Source organism: Synergistes jonesii (assembly GCF_000712295.1).
In the GTDB taxonomy this organism is placed as follows: Bacteria; Synergistota; Synergistia; order Synergistales; family Synergistaceae; genus Synergistes; species Synergistes jonesii.
This window is the reverse complement of sequence record NZ_JMKI01000021.1, coordinates 19483-36398: the sequence shown is the minus strand read 5'-3', so window position 1 is coordinate 36398 and position 16916 is coordinate 19483. Positions and strand designations below refer to the sequence as shown.

Below are 16916 nucleotides of genomic sequence, written 5' to 3'. Positions count from 1 at the left end.
ATTACGCCGGGCTCCTCGCTTAAAAATCAAAATTTTAGCTTCGGCAGCGCTTCGATCAGCGCTCTCGTGTAGGGGTGCTTCGGCGAAGATAGAATCTCCCGCGCCGCGCCCCTTTCGCATATTTTCCCGTCTTTCAGGACTATCATCTTTTGCGACGCGTGTGCCGCGAGCAGCAGGTCGTGCGTCACGAAGAGCATCGACATGCCGGCTTTCACGCGCTTTGCGAGCGCGTCGATTATCTCGCCGCGAGTCGAGGCGTCCTGCATCGAGGTCGGTTCGTCGCAGAGCAGCAGCTCGGGCCCGAGCATAAGGGCGCGCGCTATCTCCACGCGCTGGCGCTGTCCTCCTGAGAGCCCGGCGGCGCGGGCGTTCAATATCCTTTCTCCGCTCAGCCCAAGGCTGTAAAGGATTTTTTCCGCGCGTTCGCGGCGCTCCTCTCCGGAGCTTTTTACGCCGGCGATGATATATGGCTCCGCGACTGCCTCTATCGCGCTGAGGGCTGGGGGGATTGCGCCGTAAGGGTCCTGCGGCACGTAACCGCAACGGCGGCGCAGCGCCTTCAACTCCGCGGGCGAAAGCTTTGAAACGTCCCTGCCGAAGAGCAGCACGCCGCCGGAGGAGGTGGGAATCAGCGCCATAGCGGCCCGCAGCAGAGTGCTCTTACCGCTGCCGGATTCGCCGACTACGGAGAGCGTTTCTCCGCGCGAGAGCGACAGCGAGACGCCGCCGAGCGCGCGGACGCGCTTTTTACCGCGCGGGCTGAATTCAACGGCAAGCTCTTTTGTCTCGAGAATGTTTTCCGTCATGGCCTTTCATTCCTCAGCATCGCGGCGACGAGCGCTTTGGTGTGCTCATTCTCGGGAGACGAAATCAGCCGCTTCGACTCTCCGCGCTCGACGATCTCGCCATCCTTCATCACTAAGAGCTCTTCGCAGGCCGACGCCGCCATCGGCAGGTCGTGCGTGACGAGCAGCACCGTAAGATTTTTTTCGCGCCGCAGCCTTTCCAGCAGGCGTATGATCGCAGCTTGCGTCACGACGTCGAGCGCCGTCGTCGGCTCGTCGGCGAGCAGGGCTTCAGGAGAACAGGAGAGGGCCATCGCTATCGCGGCGCGCTGCTTCTGCCCGCCGGAAAGCTCGTGAGGATAGCGCGCCGCCGCCGACGCCGGAAGCTCGGCCTCTTCGAGAAGTTCGGCGCTTTTCCTCTCCGCCTCCGACGCCGTGGCTCCCATATGCAGCATTATAACCTCGCGCATCTGTCTTCCTATCGTCATGACCGGAGTGAAGGAGTTCATCGCGCCCTGCGGTATAAGCGAGAGGCGGCGCTGGCGCAGCGCCAGCATCTCCTTCTCCGGCGCGCCGAGTATCTCGTGGCCGCGGTATAAAATGCTGCCGCGCGCCTCGCCCCCGTTCGGCATAAGCCCGAGCATCGTCATCACCACACTGCTTTTGCCGCTGCCCGATTCGCCGATGAGCCCGCAGAAGGAATTTTCGCGCAGCGCGAAAGAAATATCCTTCACCGCATTTGCGGCGGATTTCGACCGCGCGTTGTAGGTCACGCTTAGATGCTTTACTTCGATTATCATTTATCCGAGCCTCGGGTCTATCTTTTCTTCGAGGAACTTCCCCATGTCGAGGAATATCAGGCAGACCGCTACGATGCCGAGCCCCGGGGGCAGCAGCAGCCACCAGGCGCCCTGCGTGAAGGCGCCGAAGGAGTGCGCCTCGTGAAGCATTCTGCCCCACGAGATGAGGCGTGGATCCGATAGGCCGAGGAAGGCCAGACCTGCCTCCGAAAGAATAGCTCCCGGCACGCCGAGCGCGACATTCGCGAGCAGTATCGGGGCAGTCTCGGGCAGCAGGTGCCGCCGCAGGATGTAGCCGCGCGACGCGCCCAGCGCGCGCAGCGATTCGACCCACGCGCTTTCGCGCAGCGTCAGCACGAGCGAGCGTACCGAACGCGCGGTGCCCATCCACGAAAACATAGAAAGAATCAGCACGAGCTGCCAGAGCCCCTTTCCCCAGACTGCGGCGAGCGCCATCAGGATCGGCAGGGTCGGTATCGAAAGCAGCACGTCGACCGCGCGCATGATCAGCGCGTCGCACAGGCCGCCGGCGTATCCGGCCGCGAGGCCGAGCGACACGCCTAATAGACTTGCGACGAGGGTCGCCGCGGTGCCGATGATCAGAGAGGTCCTTATGCCGTAGAGGAAGAGAGTGAAGACGTCCCTTCCGCGCTGGTCAGTGCCCAGCAGCCCCTGCCTCTCGCCGGGCAGGAGGAGACGGAGTTCCGCGCCCTTAGCGCCCTCGACGGATAGCGAATATTTTCCGCGCGACGGGAAGAGGTGATCGACGCTCCTGCTGACGAGCGGAAGCCCGAGAGCCTGCTTGAAGATCATGTCGCGCCCGTCGCTGTTGATCCAGTAGAGTTCGGAGCCGCTCAGCCTTTCGAGTAGGTATTCCTTCCGCGGCGTGCGCCATATCACGCGGACCTCGGAAGAGGCGTCGGCCGTGACGCGCCCGTAAAGTGAAAAGATCGCCGGAGGCTCGTCCTCCCATTCGAATTCAATCCCGTCGATCTTTACGTCGAAAGACTTTGCGGCTGGAAGTTTGCCGCTCTTCCACCAGATGGGGCGCGCGAAAGGCGCTCCCACTATCTCCTGCGGCGGAGCGGAGGCGAAGAGAGGCGCGAAGATTCCGACGAGCGCGATCGCTGCGAGGGCTATCGCGCTCTTGCGCAGAAAGAGTGCCTTCATTCTTTTTTACCTTCGATATCTTACGCGCGGGTCCGCGAAGCCGTAGCTGACGTCGGCCGCTAAATTGCAGGATACCGTGATCAGCGCGAGAAGATAGAAGGCGGCGCCGGCGGCGGGGTAGTCGTGCCCGGAGACGGCTTCGAGCAGGAACGTGCCGACGCCGTGCAGAGAGAAGACGGATTCCGTGATCACCGCGCCGGAGACGAGCCCGGGGACGGACATCAGGAAAATAGTTATTATCGGCGGCAGTATGGTGCGGAAGGCGTGCCAGACGACCCGCCCTCGCGGCAGGCCGCGGGCACGCGCCATCAGCGCGAAATCCTCGCCGAGCGCGCGCACCATCAGGTTGCGCACGTAGAGCGCCCAGCCTCCGAAGCCTATCAGCGAAAGGGATATCACCGGCAGCGCCATATGCCGGACGTAATCAAAAAATAGATTCATCGTCCCGGAGGGAGGCGGCGCCGAGAGCGTGCCGCGCAGCGGGAAAATCGGCAGCGCTCGCGCGAAGAGCATCAGCAGCACGAGCTGGACGAAAAAGCCCGGAAAGGAGGCCGTCACGGCGCTCGCGCCAAGGACTATCTTTTCGGCGAGGCGTCCGCGGCAGAGCGCCGCCTTTATGCCGAGCCAGATGCCGAAAGCCGCCGAAAGGGCCATCGAGGCCGACGTCAGCGCGAGCGTCGCCGGCAGCCGCGACAGCAACTCTTCCCAGACGGGCTTTCTGCTGATGAAGGAGAGCCCGAAGCTGAACGTCAGCATCCGCTTGACGTAGATCATGAACTGCTCCGCCAGCGGCCTGTCGAGGCCGTAGATCGCGCGGAGATTCTCCTTCGCCTCCGGCGAGAAGGAGGGGTCGATTATAGTGCTCACCGCGTCGCCCGGCATCATGCGGAATAGTATGAAGTTCAGCGCTATCACCGCCGCGAGCACGAAGAGCGACGAAAGAAGGCGCTTTGCGAACCATCCGGCGTTCATTTCACCGCGCCCTCCAGCAGCCTGTAATGCGGATTTCTCTCAAACAGCAGATACTCTCCGGCTCTGTAGCCCTTAAGCATGAAGGGGCCGCTTCCGATGAGTCCGGCGGGACCAGCTTCGCCCCCGCCGGCGAGAGGGTCCCAGTTCTGCCAGTCGCGCACGGCGTTTACGACCTTTGCGGGCATCGCCGGAAGCCCGGCTACGTTGTCGAGATACCAGTAGCTGACGTCCTCCATCACGACGCGCAGCGTATGATCGTCCGGCGTCTCGATCCTTTTTATGTTTTTCACCGCGTCGAAGAAGCGCGGAATCTTATTTCTGCGCAGAAAATCAACGGTCGCCTTTATATCGCGCGCGGTCAGCGGCGAGCCGTCGTTCCAGCGCAGTCCGCGCTTTATTTTGAAGGTGAGCTCCGTGTGGCGCGCGCGCCCGCTTCCCGCCACCGCGACCTTCCACGACGAGGCTATCGCGTCCATATTTTCTAAGGTATAGGGATCAGTCGTCAGCAGAGATTCGTAAATCACGCCGAGCGCCTGCCACGAATAGGCCGACGAAGCGGTGAAGGGATTCAGGTTGCGCGGCTCCTCGGGAAGCAGCATCGTCAGAGGGCGCCCTACGCCGCCGCGGGGCTCGGCCGCGAGCAGAGTCCACATATTGTCGGCCGTGCTGCTCTCCGTCGTAAAAATATTTTTCCACTTTTTCGAGACGGCGGTTACGGAGAAGCGGCTGTAAATAGGAATGGAGGGCATAAGTTCAAGCAGCGCGCGCTGGGCTTCGCGCGCTGCCTTCCGCGCCGACGCTTCGTCCGGCGCGCCGCGCAGCGCCTCCAGCGACCTGTCGAGGCGCGCGTCGCACGTGCCGGTCATGTTATAGCCGCCGTCGAAGTCCATCGAGCTGTGGTAGAACGAATAAAGCGAGTCGGGATTCCTTCCCATGCTCCACGCGAGCACCGCCATTGAATAATCCTTGCGGTCGAGGCGGTTGATCATCGTCGAAAAGTCCATCGGTTCCGTTTCGACGGGGAAGCCCGCCGAGGAAAGCGAATCCGCTATCGTCTGCGCAAGCTCCGCCGTCGTCGGCGAGACGCGCGCGAGAGGAGTCAGCAGCTTCATCGCCGGCATCTCCTTGCCGTCCGGCGCGACGAGCCTTCCCGCCATGTTCCACGAATAGCCCCTCTTTTTGAGCAGCGCGCGCGCAGCCTGCGGGTTGTAAATGTCTTGGGCGCCGCCTGCCGGCGCCCATGGCGATACCGGCGGGAGCCATGAATTTATCGGCTCGCAGTAGCCGCTGAAAATCATCCTCACGATGCCGCTCCTGTCGATGGACATCGCGGCCGCGCGGCGCAGAGCCGCGTCGTCCCACGGACTTTTTTTATTGTTCAGCAGCAGGAAGAAAGCGTGAAAGCCGCGTGCTATGGACATCTGCAGATTCTTGTTCTTCGCGAGCCTGTCGATATCCGACGGCCGCGCTATGTCGCCGATTATGTCGAGCTCTCCGGCCTCCGCGGCCATTATCTGCGCGTCGGGGTTCGAGATGATCAGCATCGAGAGCTCGGATATTTTAGGGCCCCGAAGCTTCGATATGTCGATCTTTTTATCCGTGAGGGCGGCGGCCGGCGAGATCGAAAGGGCGAGCAGCAGAAGCGCGCAGAAAAATTTCTGAGAGATCGACATAGAGCGTTAGGCCAGACTTTCTCTGTCGCCCGTCTCCGGCGAGACGATCCTTATATCGCGTCCCGGCAGGGGCCTGCCGGCTAAAATCTTCAGCATCATGCGCCCGACCATCGCGCCCGTTTCGAAGGTCGGGTCACCTCCGCCCTCCGCGGTGACGGAATATTCGCCCTCCTTGGCGAAGCCGACGCACAGGATGGGGATGCCGGCGGCGCGCGGCGGATTTTCCGCGTCGCACCATATGAGCCCTTCGACGTGCCGTTCTCCGAGCGCTCCGACGATCCGGCGTGCGCGCGTCTCGTTTGCCTCCGTGGCCTTCAGCAGTATCTCATATTCGGAATTTGAAAAGGCGCGGTCGATGCCGGCGAGGAAAGCGCCCAGCCACGGCACGCCGAGCGCATGCACAACGACGCCGACGAGCCCGCTCGAATTTGTCGAGAGGCTCCTGGCGTTTCGATCGATTTTATAATCGAGAGCCCGGATGCTCTCCATCACTTTGATCTTCGTTTTCTCCGAAATGCGGTGATCGCCGCGCAGGACCCGGCTGACCGTAGCCTTGTCGACTCCGGCGTGATTTGCAACGTCCTGCATCGTAACCTTCATAGCGAACACCTCTTATGCAACCGATTGAATGAAATTATAGCAAAGCTCGGCGGGGATGTAAATTGTTGCGGCGCCGACGGAGTTTTATCCCTACCCCGCGGCTTTGATGATTTCCCCCTCCTCCGCGTCCGGCAGCAGTCCGCGCAGATGTGCAAGGATTTTCTCCTTCGACTGCTCCGGCCTGCGGCTGTAGACGCGCTCCCTGAAAGAGCCTCCGAAATACTTTTCCGGCAGCGCGAAGCGCGCCACCCCCCAGCCGTAGGGGGTCCCGGAATTGTCGAGCTGGTATTCGAAATCGATTATCGTGACGTAGCACTGCATCTGCATGCACGTCATTGCCGTCTCAAAGCCCCTGTTGCCGCCCTTACGGAAATTCCCCAGGCGCTTCAGCTCCTTCGAAAGCAGGCTGCCGCGTCCTTCGAGAAGTTCAAAAATCTCCCTGTCGCGGCGCTTCGCGAGTCCCTCTTCGTAGCGCGCGTCGAAATCATAGCCGCTGCGGCGGTAGTTCGCAAGCTCTGGATACCACTCTCCGCTGACGAATCCAGCCCTGCCGCCGCCGAACAACCTGCCGTAGGCGCAGCGGATCTGTCTGATGACGGGGCCCTTCCATTCCCACGGGCCGGGGAGGCCGTCAGTGAACCAGAGGCGGGGCGGCGTATGCTCCTCGACGGAAAAGCCGGGTATACCGCTGCGCAGCAGCGGCAGAAATCCGGCCGCCTCGACGAGTTCCGCGAGACGTTCGGGGCTCGTGACGACATTTCCGATCTCTCCGATGTTCTTTACGCGCAAAGCGGACGTTTCCCTCTTTTGGACGCTAATAATATTTTTTGTCTACGGCGCGTCCGAGGCGCGCCATGGCGTTGCCGAGGTCGTCCATGAGACGCGACTTGACGCGCAGCTCGGTGGGGAAGTCTGGGTTTTGATGCGCCGGGTTCACGCTCTTGCCTATGAAGAGCTTCAGATGAGTGCAGCGTTCGATAAGTATCTTCGCGAGCTTCGCGGCGCCGTCGGGCCTGTCGAGCGCCGCGGTGGTCTCCGCGGCGGCGGGAAACCTCGTGTACGTTTCGATGATCTCGATGGCGCGCTTCAGCGTCATGACCCCTTCCGTGACGAGATCGATGCCCGCGATGGCGGCCGTCGGCGGAATGTCGCTGTCCGCGTAGTCTATGCTGACTTCAAGCTTCCTGCCGAGCTCGCGCGCCAGGATCTCCGAGCTGGTGCCGCCGCTTACGATGTGCATCCCGCCCGTCTCCATGTACTCGCGGACGAGGCGCGCGTCGTCCGCGGGATGGCGCGGCGGCCCGGAGAAGAGGCAGACCTGTTGCTCCGGCAGGATGTGGGCTATCGAGACCGTCGTGTCATCGCCCGGCCTGCCGAGGTAGAGCTCCCTTGCGACTTCCAGCACGCTGCCGATGACGCGCGGCGCGGAAAGCTTCTGAGAGCAGGGGGCGCAGAGAAAGTCCGCCACTTCCTTTTCACCCCAGCCGAAGGAGAGCGTTTCGCCCATGCCGGCCTGCGTCACGCCGTCGCTGACAATGACGAAATAATCGCCGCGCTGCGCCGTGAAGCGGGATTCACGCACAAGCTTGCCGCCGATGGTCTTTTCTTTGTATGCGAAAGGCACGTGGACGCCTCCGCGTATGAGCATGCAGGGGGGGTTGTCGTACTCCGCCAGATAGCCGCGGCCGTCCTTTTCGATCTGCAGTATCATAAAGGTGGAGTAGGCGATGCCGCGCTCTTTGCATACCGGCAGCGTGTGCGCAATAGTATCAACAGTGTCCTCTATCGTCGCGCCGCGGTTTATCATCGTGGAGATGATCTTCGAGGTCAGAGTCGAAAGGATGTTGGCTTTAACGCCGCTGCCGAGTCCGTCGGAGAGCACCAGCAGCGTGCCGCCGGCGGAGCTGGTAATCAGGACGCGGTCGCCGCAGAGTTCTTCGTCTTTCTTGTTGAGGCTGCTGTAGCAGGCGTCTATGCAGAGACTATCCATTGCCTTCGTTCTTCCCGTCGTAGATGATGAGGTTCTTCAATTTCGTCAGAGTTACCTTCGTCTCTGCGGTCGTCTCGCCGAGCAGGCTCGCTATTTCCTGAGCGACGGTCATCTGTTTGTCTATGACGTTCTGCGCCATCTCCATCGTATCCAGCTTTAATCTGCCGAGCTCCTCGGCCTCTTCCTCTTCTTTCGTAATGTCGTGCAGGAAGGCGATGGCCAGCCCCTGCTCCTTTATGTAGACGACCGTCTGATTGACCGTGATGCCGCGCTTTTTATAGCGCACCTTGTGCAGCGGTATATCCTTCCGTTCTCCGATCGAGATCGCGAAATCGTACGGGTCGAGGAAGTCGTCGATGCGGCGTCCGACGATTTTGTCGCGCGTCAATCGGAAGAGGTGCTGCGCGGCGAGGTTGCATTCCCTGACGAGCAAGGCGTCGTCGACGGCGATGATGTAATCTGGGCTGACTGATAGCGTCACATTTGCGAGCGTCTCGGATATTTGGCTCATATAAGGCATGCACATGTAGAGCTCAGCCTTCTTCTGGTAGACGGCGATCGCCTTCTCGCGGCAAGTGCGGTAGCCGCAGCTGCCGCAGTTGAGCTCGTGCGAGGGATCGGTCTTGCCTATCTGGGCGAGTATCGAGCGTATCGTCTTTTCATCCGGAATTTCCATCCGCACCGGGGTCGGCTCTATGACGCGCGCCAGCTCCACTGAAGAAAGGTCCATCTCGCGCGCGTTCTTCTCTTCCTTTTTCAGATAGCGCCTCAGCTCGAGGGCGGTGCTGATCGGCATATAGCCGCTGTCCGGCTTCTCGGGGCCGTTGACGCAGCTGCCGTAACAGATCCCGGCTTCGATGAAGCAGTCGTGCAGCCGCCCGGCCTGCATCTCTTCCAGCATTTCGACGACATCCTTAGCGCCCTGTAGGCTGAGGAATGAATAACGGTCGAAGACCGGGGAATCCGGCGGCAGATTTGCGCGCACGTCCTCGGTGATGCCCTCGAAGACAGGATATATCGCCGATGCGCTTGGGTCGCTGCCGAAAAAGCCCTCCGGAGCTGAGGAGATGGAGATGTCTTCCTCTTCTAACCATTCAGACAGCTGTTTGAATGTCACGACGCCGCTGATATTGTGCGCCGGTGAAGTGCGCGCCTCCTCTATCTTCGAGATGCAGGGGGCGAAGAAGACTATGAGCGCGTCCGCGCCGTACTTCTTCCGCAGCCACGCGCCGTGGGCTTCCATCGGCGAGAGCACAGGGGCGAGCTGGGGCGTCAGCCGCGGGAAATATTTCTGCACGAGAAAGACGAGCGAAGAGCAGCAGGTCGTTATCATGTTGTCCATCTTGCCGCTTTCAAGGATGCGCGCGTACTCGCGCGTAACGGCGTGCGCGCCGACGGCCGTCTCTTCGACGGCGTCGAAGCCGAGCCGCCGCAGCGCTCCTGCGAGCTTGAAACGATTATCCGCGCCGAACGACGCGATATAAGAGGGCGCAAGCGCCGCGACGCGCGCCCGCCCGCCGGCGCGCAGCGCGCCCCTGATCGCGCTGATGTCGTTAGTGAGCGACTTCGCGTGCTGCGGGCAATTGCGGATGCAGCGGCCGCAGAGTATGCATTCTTCATCCAGCACTTCGACGTGATTGTCTTTGTACCTTATCGACTTGACGGGACAGACCTTCAGGCACTTATAGCAATTTTTGCAGTTGGCCTGCGCCACATGTATGTATTTCATTATCGTCCGCCCCCGCCGAAGACGCCGTCGATAAATTCTTCCAGACGGTCGGGATCGATGAAGCAGATTTTGCCGTCCACCGACGCGGACACGCCCTTCTCGGAGCAGCGCCCCATACAGAAGGAGCCCGAGAGCTCTATCTCACCCTTGAGGCCGCGCGCTTCGACGATTTTCACAAGCCCCTCGACGACGCGGCGAGCGCCCTTGAGGTGGCATGAACTTCCCACACAGATCACGATTTTGGTCAATCTTCCGCCCTCCCGCCAGTTATTCGCTTAGTTCGCTGTACGCTAAGGTTTTGTGTCGCCGATACGCTTGTAAATTTTATTTTCCGTTGTCTTTTCAAATTTATTCATGGATCGGCGCTATTTTTATTATTATCTACCATTATTAAGAACGCCGACGAAGTCTTAATTCATCAGCGTTCTCAGCTTCGTTACGCTTATTTCCAGCGCGAGAATATCCTTGCGTATTCGGTGTCGTCCCCGCCGTGCCGCAGCGAATGAAGGAACGATCTACCCCCGCCTGCCGGGAGCTCCTGAGTCAGACAGCGCACTCTCGTGCGCGGGATGGGATGAAGGAATTCTCCTTCGACGAAGAGCGGCGACATTTTCTCCGGCACCTCGTCGGGCACGCTGTCGAGCGCCCAGCTGAAATATACCGTGTGGTTCGTGTGATCGTTGACGTCGAGGTCGTTCCAGCGCACCTTCCAGAGCTCTTCTATCGACGGCGCTTCGACGGCCGGGATTTTCACGTCCTCCGGCAGCTCGTCGGTGAGAGGCGTCATGAAGGGCTTCATCAGCTCGCATCTGTCGAGGCGGAGCGGGCGCATCTTCGCGAAATCGACGAGCACCCACCACGTATAAGCGGAGCCGACGAAGGCGCCGTGCGCGTCGCGGAGCTTGAAGCTCCTCAGCGAAAAAAGATTTCTGTAAGGCTCGGCGTAAGTCTTTATCGTTAGGGCTCCGCTTTCCTTAGTAGGGTATTTTTCGAGCTCGACGCGGTATTTGCGCAGCACCCAGGAGATGCCCCGCTCCATCGTCTGGGAGACGGAAAGCCCGAATTTTGACGCGTCGACGTCCGCCATCTCCTGAAACATCTCAAGGAGCACGGAGAACTTGACGCGCCCGCGCGGGTCGATGCCGCTGAAGGGAATCGAATTTTCGAGCTCAGTCATCGAGGTAGTTGTCGAAATAGCCCTGGATGTATACCACGGGCGTTCCCTTGTCGCCGGAGCCGGAGGTGAGGTCGCATAGAGAGCCGATGAGATCCGTCAGGCGGCGCGGCGTCGTGCCGAGCGTCGAATGTTCAAACCTTCCGAGGCTGTCCTTCGCGCGTATCGCTTCTTCGACGGCCTTCGCGGCGTCTATCTCGCCGGCGTTGTCCGCGACGTATTTGAATTTGATTTCCTTCGGCATACCGTTCAGCCCGTCGGTGTAGCCCGGCGAGACGACCGGGTCGGCGAGCTCCCATATGCCGCAGGCCGGGTCCTTGAAGGCGCCGTCGCCGTATACGAGCACCTCGAGTTTTTTGCCGGTGCGAGAGAGCAGCTCGCGCTGAAGCTTTTTGACGAATTCGCCGCAGCCGCGCGGGAATAATTTGACCGACTCGTCGTTCGTGTAGTTTGAGCCGAGGAGCCCGTAATCGGGGTTGAAGCCCGCGCCCTCTCTTGCCGGCGAGCTGCATATCTGATCCATAGTCACGACCTTTTCGGCCCCGCCCCTTTCAAGTATGTCGCGGTGTATCCTGCGCGCGTGGATGCTGGCGACGAGCGCCTGCTTCGTGAATTTGAGCGCCGAAAGCGGATTGTTGGAAAAATGCACCGAGATGCGCTGCGGGTCCGTGCTCTTGTAGAGTTGGATGTAATCGACGCCGGTAAAGGGATGTTTGTATTCGCCGAAGATTTCGTAGAATTCTTTTTCGTCGAAACATTCGCCGGAGAGCTTCGAGGAATTGAGATAGTAGTTCATCGGCTCGATCAACTGGTTGCCCACTTCGTCGGAGGGATACGTCAGCATTATATGAACGCGCCCCTTTATGCCCTTCGCCATTCCGCGCAGCAGCTGATGGAAGCGGTTGCGCGAAAGTATCGGCGCGATCACCGCCACGTCCCCCGAGGGAAATTTCTCCGCTACGTCGTCGGAAATGTCCGTGAGAGTCACGTAATTGCCCTGCGAGCGAGCCACGAGGGATTCGGTGACGCCCACGATGTCGCGGTCCCTGATCGTGAAGCCGTCTCTCTCGGATTCGGAGGCGTTGATTATGCTCTCCGAAATTATTCTTATGACGTCAGCCCCTCTGGTGACGACGGGGAGGCGTATCCCTTTTGAAGCTGTTCCGACGTAGCGCATTAAGCAAAACTCCCTTTGCAGAAGCATATTTACAACGGTCTATTGTACATCCAACGCGCGCTCCCGCGCAAATTCAAGCGGTAGCGTGCGCCCGTCGTTTATGCTATCGCTTTGGCGACGATGCGCGCCGCCTCTTCGTTTATCGCGGCGAGGTGCTCCTCGCCGACGAAGCTCTCCGCGTAAATTTTATAAATGTCCTCGGTGCCCGACGGACGCGCGGCGAACCAGCCATTTTCCGACGCGATCTTCAGCCCGCCGATCGCGGCTCCGTTGCCGGGCGCCGACGTGAGCTTCGCCGTTATCTTTTCGCCGGCGAGCTTCTCGGCCGAGACGTCGGCCGGAGAGAGTTTTTTGAGCTTTTCTTTTTCTTCGCGCGAGGCCGGAGCGTCTTTGCGCGAGTAATAGGGGACGCCGAATTTTTTCGTCAGCTCTTTGTAGTGCTCCGACGGCGATTTGCCCGTCACCGCCGTTATCTCGGCGGCGAGCAGGCTCATTATGAAGCCGTCCTTGTCGGTGCTCCACGGGCGCCCGTCTTTGCGCAGGAAAGACGCGCCGGCGCTCTCCTCTCCTCCGAAGCCGAGCTCGCCCGAGAGCAGACCGTCGACGAACCATTTGAATCCCACAGGCACTTCGCAGAGCCTGCGGCCGAGCGAGGCCGCGACTCGGTCGATCATCGAGCTCGAGACGAGCGTCTTGCCGACCGCCGCGCTCTTACTCCAGCCGCCGCGGTGCGTGAAGAGATAGTTTATCGATACCGCGAGGTAAGCGTTCGGCTGCATCAGCCCCTCCGCCGTGACGATGCCGTGGCGGTCGTAGTCCGGGTCGTTGCCGAAAGCTATGTCGTATCTGTCCTTCAGTGCGACGAGCTTCGTCATCGCCCACGGCGAAGAGCAGTCCATGCGCACCTTGCCGTCGTGGTCGAGAGGCATGAAGGAGAAGGTCGGATCGACTCTCTTGTTGACGACCTCGATGTTCAGCCCGTACTTCTCGGCTATCGGCTCCCAAAAATAGATCCCCGAGCCGCCGAGCGGATCGGCGCCTATCCTGAGGCCGGACTGCGCTATCGCCTCGACGTCGATAACCTCCGCGAGCCCCGAAGTATATTGCTCGACGAAGTCGACGAACTTGACGTTTTCCTTTGCGACGGCTTTTTTGAAGGGGAGACGCTTGACGCCGGCGAGCTTGCTTTCGATTATCTCGTTCGCGCGCGTCTCGATGATTTTTGTTATCTCAGTCCCGGCCGGGCCTCCGCTCGGAGGGTTGTATTTGAAGCCGCCGTCCTGCGGCGGGTTGTGCGACGGAGTGATGACGACGCCGTCGGCCGCAGCACCGCCCTTTCCGTTGTTCCACTCGAGTATCGCGTGGGAGACGACGGGCGTCGGCGTATAGGTGAAGCCACGCTGCATGCGCAGCTCGACGCCGTTCGCGGCGAAGACCTCGGCCGCGGTGCGCAGCGCCGCTTCCGACAGCGCGTGAGTGTCCATGCCCATGTAAAGCGGTCCGGTTATATTTTCCGATGCGCGGTATTCGCATATCGCCTGGGAGATCGCCGCGATGTGGGCGTCGTTGAAGCTGCCCTTCAGCGACGAGCCGCGGTGCCCCGACGTCCCGAACGAAACGCGCTGCCCCTTGTCGCCGGCGTCGGGTCCTTCGCTGTAATAAGCCGCGACGAGCCTCGGTATATTTATATCAGGCCTTTCTGACATTTGAAATCCCCCTCCTGAATGATAACGATAACAATCCGCATAGCCGCCGTTATTATAACATAGGCGGACGTCCGGCCTGTTTCCAGCGGCAATACAGAGCGCTCAGCGCCGCACGCAAAACCCCCATTTGCCGAAATCGAACGCGCTGTCGTGGAAGCTCGTCGTGAGATCCGCGCCGAGCCCGGAGCAGTTTCCGATTCCTTCGTTCTTCCGCACGCGTCGCTGCCGCTATAGTAAAAAAATATATCGGCGTAGCATTTTCTGTTACCGGACCGTCATGCCGCCGTCCGGCGCCCTGCGCCGCCATTTCCGGGAAGCTCGGATATTTTTGCCGAGATAGCGTTAACCCCCTGTAACGCGCAGCGTGGCACGGTTTTTAATGTTTTTCGTAATTGACTTTGAAGGGATGAATTACTTATCGTACGTTGGAGTAGCGGCAAAAAAATATAACAAAGGAGGATAAACATGAGGCTTGAAATAGGCAAATTCAAGGTGAAGGATATAGTCTTCGGAGGCGAAACCTCCTACGCGGACGGGATCCTCACGGTAGACAGAGAGGACGCTCTGAAGGTCGTGCGCGAAGATAAGTATATCACCGACGCGGAGCTTGAGATCGTTCATCCCGGCGATATGGTGAGGCTCTGCCCGATCAAGGACTCGGTCGAATTCCGCTGCAAGGTCGAGGGGGGAGAAGGAGCTTACCCCGGCGTCACGAGCCCGCTCGGACAGGCGGGAATGGGCAGGACCAACGTTCTTGACGGCGTCTCGCTGCTTGCGGTGGGGAAGCACTGGGGCGGCTTCCAGGACGGTCTGCTCGATATGGGCGGAGAGTATCAGCATTACACGATATGGGGCGATATGCCGAACCTCGTGCTCGTCGCCGACACATCGGAGGCAGAGGAACGGCATGAACAGCAGAAGAAGAACCACGCGATAAGGTGGGGAGCCCTGCGCCTCGCTGAGCATATAGCGCAGTGCGTGCGCGATATGGAGCCAGAGGAGACGGACGTTTACGAACTCCCGCCTCTCGCGGCGCGCGACGAAAAGACGAAAGCGCTTCCCGGAGTAGTTTACGTGCTCCAGCCTCAGACGCAGATGGAAGCCCTCGGCTACAATACGCTCGTCTATGGCTGGGACGGCAACAGGATGCTGCCGACGCTGATGCACCCGAACGAGCTTCTTGACGGATGCCTCGTTTCCGGCAGCTTCATGCCGAGCTCGTCGAAGATTTCCACCTATGAGTTCTCGACGAATCCGATGATCAAAAAGCTTTACGAACAGCACGGCAGGACGATAAACTTCCTCGGAGTGATTCTTTCGACCCTTAACCCGAAGATGGAGGAGAAAGCGCGCTGCGTGCAGATAGCCGGACAGATCGCGGTAGCGATCGGGGCCCAGGCTGCCGTCGTCGCCGAAGAGGGCTACGGCAACCCCGACGTCGACTACACTGCGATGCTTGTGGAGCTCGAACGTCTCGGCATCAAGACGGTCGGTATCTCCGACGAGTCGACGGGGAGGGACGGCGCGTCTCAGCCCCTCGTTTCGATGAACCCCGCGACGGACGCCCTCGTCACGACCGGCAACGTTTCGCAGTTCTACAAGATGCCGGCGATGAAGGTGATCGGCGAGCTCGAGGCCCTCGCGCGCGACGGAAACTCCGGCGGCTGGGAGGGCTGCATCAACCCCGACGGAAGCTGCGTGATGGAAAATAACGGGATGTTCTGCGCGAACCATATCAGCGGCTACTCGCGCAGAAGCTGCTCTGATTTTTAGGAGGCGGGAGCAATGAAGGCCATACATTACATCAACCAGTTCTTCGGGCAGGTGGGCGGCGAGGACGCGGCCGACTCGAAGCCGATATTCCACGACAAGCCGATCGGCTGCTCGATGATGCTCGACAAAATGCTGCCGGATATCGAGGTCACCGATACGGTGGTTTGCGGCGACAACTACATCACGAACCACACGGACGAAGCGTTGAAAGAAATTTTCGCATACCTCGACGGGAAAAAATTCGACATCTTCTTCGCCGGTCCGGCGTTCATGGCCGGGCGCTACGGCGTCGGCTGCGGCATCGTCTGCAAAGCCGTTTCTGAGCGTTACAAAGTTCCCGTCGTCACTTCGATGAACGAGGAGAACCCCGGCGTCGCCGAGTACAGGGGCGCCTGCTATATTTTCAGGGGCGGACGCAAGGCGACGTTTATGAAGGACGACCTTACGGCGATGGCGGCGTTCGCCGAGAAGATAGCCAAGGGCGAAGAGCTCCTGCCGGCCGCCGAAGAGGGATATTTCCCCCGCGGCATCCGCAGCGAGATTCCTGCGAAGAACGGCGAAACGGCGGCGGAGCGCGTCATCGATATGCTGCTCAAGAAGCTGAGGGGCGAGCCCTTCCAGACAGAGCTCATCATCCCCAAGACCGACAAGATCCCGCCGGCGGCACCGGTCAAGGACCTTTCGAAGTGCACGATAGCGCTCGTATCGTCAAGCGGCGTCGTTCCCTCGGACAACCCCGATAGGATTCAGAGCGCGTCGGCGCAGAAGTGGGGCAAATACGACATCGCCGGCAGAGACTGCCTGCCCGCCGGAGAGTTCAAGACGATACACGCCGGCTTCGACCCCGAAGCGATGTGCGCGGTGCCGGATCGCGGCATTCCGCTCGACGCCATGCGCGCCTACGAGAGGGAGGGCAAGTTCGCCAAGCTCTACGATTACTACTACGTAACGGTGGGGACCGGCACGACGCAGAACTACGCGGCGAAGTTCGGAAGGGAGATCGCGGCCGAGCTGAAAGAGGCGAAGGTCGACGCCGTGATACTCACCGCGACCTGAGGAACATGCACTCGTTGCGGTGCAACGATGGCAAAAGAAATTGAACGCGCGGGGATTCCGATCGTAGTGATGTGCAACCTGATAGACGTTGCGAAAACCGTGGGCTCGAACAAAATAGTGCCGACAGTCTCGGTGCCTTATCCGCTCGGCGACCCGACTCTCTCAAAAGAAGAGGAGTGGGCCCTCCGCTACCACAGGGTGGGCGTGGCGCTTGACGCTTTAGCCGACGATATCAAAGAGGCGAAGGTATACAGAGTCTGACGGATATGAGCCGGGGCACGCCGCAAGTCGGCGTTCTCCGGCTTTTCTAC

General features: G+C 60.2%; 15 protein-coding genes. 2 read left to right on the top strand and 13 right to left on the bottom strand.

The genetic code is table 11. The features are described 5' to 3' along the window. Nucleotides 1-26: 26 nt before the first annotated feature. The 13 genes from EH55_RS04830 to pgm form a co-directional block, all read right to left on the bottom strand. Nucleotides 27-806 carry an ABC transporter ATP-binding protein gene (locus tag EH55_RS04830; protein WP_037975302.1) on the bottom strand — a complete coding sequence of 260 codons (780 nt, stop codon included), beginning with the start codon at nucleotides 804-806 and terminating at the stop codon, nucleotides 27-29. After that, nucleotides 803-1585: an ABC transporter ATP-binding protein gene (locus tag EH55_RS04825; protein ID WP_037975300.1), complete on the bottom strand. Its 783-nt coding sequence runs from the start codon at nucleotides 1583-1585 to the stop codon at nucleotides 803-805. Before EH55_RS04825 ends, EH55_RS04830 begins: the two co-directional genes overlap by 4 nt. Further along, nucleotides 1586-2755: an ABC transporter permease gene (locus EH55_RS04820; RefSeq protein ID WP_037975299.1), complete on the bottom strand. Its 1170-nt coding sequence runs from the start codon at nucleotides 2753-2755 to the stop codon at nucleotides 1586-1588. Nucleotides 2756-2761: 6 nt separating this feature from the next. Beyond that, nucleotides 2762-3727, bottom strand: coding sequence for an ABC transporter permease (locus EH55_RS04815; RefSeq protein WP_037975297.1), 966 nt, complete (start codon nucleotides 3725-3727; stop codon nucleotides 2762-2764). Continuing rightward, on the bottom strand, nucleotides 3724-5400 hold the full coding sequence (locus EH55_RS04810; protein ID WP_037975295.1) for an ABC transporter substrate-binding protein: 1677 nt from the start codon (nucleotides 5398-5400) through the stop codon (nucleotides 3724-3726). Before EH55_RS04810 ends, EH55_RS04815 begins: the two co-directional genes overlap by 4 nt. A 6-nt stretch (nucleotides 5401-5406) precedes the next feature. Next, entirely contained in the window at nucleotides 5407-6000 is a 594-nt protein-coding gene (locus tag EH55_RS13395; protein ID WP_051682655.1) for a LacI family DNA-binding transcriptional regulator, read from the bottom strand. A gap of 90 nt (nucleotides 6001-6090) precedes the next feature. Continuing rightward, nucleotides 6091-6789: an AlkZ-related protein gene (locus tag EH55_RS04800; protein WP_051682654.1), complete on the bottom strand. Its 699-nt coding sequence runs from the start codon at nucleotides 6787-6789 to the stop codon at nucleotides 6091-6093. 25 nt (nucleotides 6790-6814) lie between these two features. Further along, the gene (locus EH55_RS04795) at nucleotides 6815-7990 is read right to left on the bottom strand and encodes a SpoIIE family protein phosphatase (RefSeq protein ID WP_037975293.1); all 1176 of its coding nucleotides are present in this window, start codon (nucleotides 7988-7990) and stop codon (nucleotides 6815-6817) included. Next, the gene (locus EH55_RS04790; protein WP_037975291.1) at nucleotides 7983-9719 is read right to left on the bottom strand and encodes a [Fe-Fe] hydrogenase large subunit C-terminal domain-containing protein; all 1737 of its coding nucleotides are present in this window, start codon (nucleotides 9717-9719) and stop codon (nucleotides 7983-7985) included. Before EH55_RS04790 ends, EH55_RS04795 begins: the two co-directional genes overlap by 8 nt. Further along, nucleotides 9719-9967 (bottom strand): (2Fe-2S) ferredoxin domain-containing protein, encoded by a 249-nt coding sequence (locus tag EH55_RS04785; protein WP_037975289.1) that lies wholly within the window; start codon nucleotides 9965-9967, stop codon nucleotides 9719-9721. Before EH55_RS04785 ends, EH55_RS04790 begins: the two co-directional genes overlap by 1 nt. A 194-nt stretch (nucleotides 9968-10161) precedes the next feature. Next, complete coding sequence (locus tag EH55_RS04780; RefSeq protein WP_037975287.1) at nucleotides 10162-10896, bottom strand: acyl-[acyl-carrier-protein] thioesterase; 735 nt, start codon at nucleotides 10894-10896, stop codon at nucleotides 10162-10164. After that, on the bottom strand, nucleotides 10889-12070 hold the full coding sequence (locus EH55_RS04775; RefSeq protein WP_081839440.1) for a coenzyme F420-0:L-glutamate ligase: 1182 nt from the start codon (nucleotides 12068-12070) through the stop codon (nucleotides 10889-10891). The genes EH55_RS04780 and EH55_RS04775 overlap by 8 nt, the downstream gene beginning before the upstream one ends. A 98-nt stretch (nucleotides 12071-12168) precedes the next feature. Continuing rightward, on the bottom strand, nucleotides 12169-13776 hold the full coding sequence (gene pgm / locus EH55_RS04770; RefSeq protein WP_037975283.1) for a phosphoglucomutase (alpha-D-glucose-1,6-bisphosphate-dependent): 1608 nt from the start codon (nucleotides 13774-13776) through the stop codon (nucleotides 12169-12171). 465 nt (nucleotides 13777-14241) lie between these two features. Between pgm and EH55_RS04765 the strand changes: the two genes are divergently transcribed. Beyond that, nucleotides 14242-15549: a glycine/sarcosine/betaine reductase component B subunit gene (locus EH55_RS04765; protein ID WP_037975281.1), complete on the top strand. Its 1308-nt coding sequence runs from the start codon at nucleotides 14242-14244 to the stop codon at nucleotides 15547-15549. 12 nt (nucleotides 15550-15561) lie between these two features. After that, nucleotides 15562-16866: a glycine/betaine/sarcosine/D-proline family reductase selenoprotein B gene (locus tag EH55_RS04760; RefSeq protein ID WP_081839439.1), complete on the top strand. Its 1305-nt coding sequence runs from the start codon at nucleotides 15562-15564 to the stop codon at nucleotides 16864-16866. The last annotated feature ends 50 nt before the right edge of the window (nucleotides 16867-16916 follow it).

Coding starts and splice junctions, on each gene's coding strand:
- EH55_RS13395 (WP_051682655.1), bottom strand. CDS start 6,000: ATGAAGGTTACGATGCAGGACGTTGCAAATCACGCCGGAGTCGACAAG.
- pgm (WP_037975283.1), bottom strand. CDS start 13,776: ATGTCAGAAAGGCCTGATATAAATATACCGAGGCTCGTCGCGGCTTAT.
- EH55_RS04825 (WP_037975300.1), bottom strand. CDS start 1,585: ATGATAATCGAAGTAAAGCATCTAAGCGTGACCTACAACGCGCGGTCG.
- EH55_RS04820 (WP_037975299.1), bottom strand. CDS start 2,755: ATGAAGGCACTCTTTCTGCGCAAGAGCGCGATAGCCCTCGCAGCGATC.
- EH55_RS04810 (WP_037975295.1), bottom strand. CDS start 5,400: ATGTCGATCTCTCAGAAATTTTTCTGCGCGCTTCTGCTGCTCGCCCTT.
- EH55_RS04795 (WP_037975293.1), bottom strand. CDS start 7,990: ATGGATAGTCTCTGCATAGACGCCTGCTACAGCAGCCTCAACAAGAAA.
- EH55_RS04815 (WP_037975297.1), bottom strand. CDS start 3,727: ATGAACGCCGGATGGTTCGCAAAGCGCCTTCTTTCGTCGCTCTTCGTG.
- EH55_RS04765 (WP_037975281.1), top strand. CDS start 14,242: ATGAGGCTTGAAATAGGCAAATTCAAGGTGAAGGATATAGTCTTCGGA.
- EH55_RS04790 (WP_037975291.1), bottom strand. CDS start 9,719: ATGAAATACATACATGTGGCGCAGGCCAACTGCAAAAATTGCTATAAG.
- EH55_RS04830 (WP_037975302.1), bottom strand. CDS start 806: ATGACGGAAAACATTCTCGAGACAAAAGAGCTTGCCGTTGAATTCAGC.
- EH55_RS04780 (WP_037975287.1), bottom strand. CDS start 10,896: ATGACTGAGCTCGAAAATTCGATTCCCTTCAGCGGCATCGACCCGCGC.
- EH55_RS04775 (WP_081839440.1), bottom strand. CDS start 12,070: ATGCGCTACGTCGGAACAGCTTCAAAAGGGATACGCCTCCCCGTCGTC.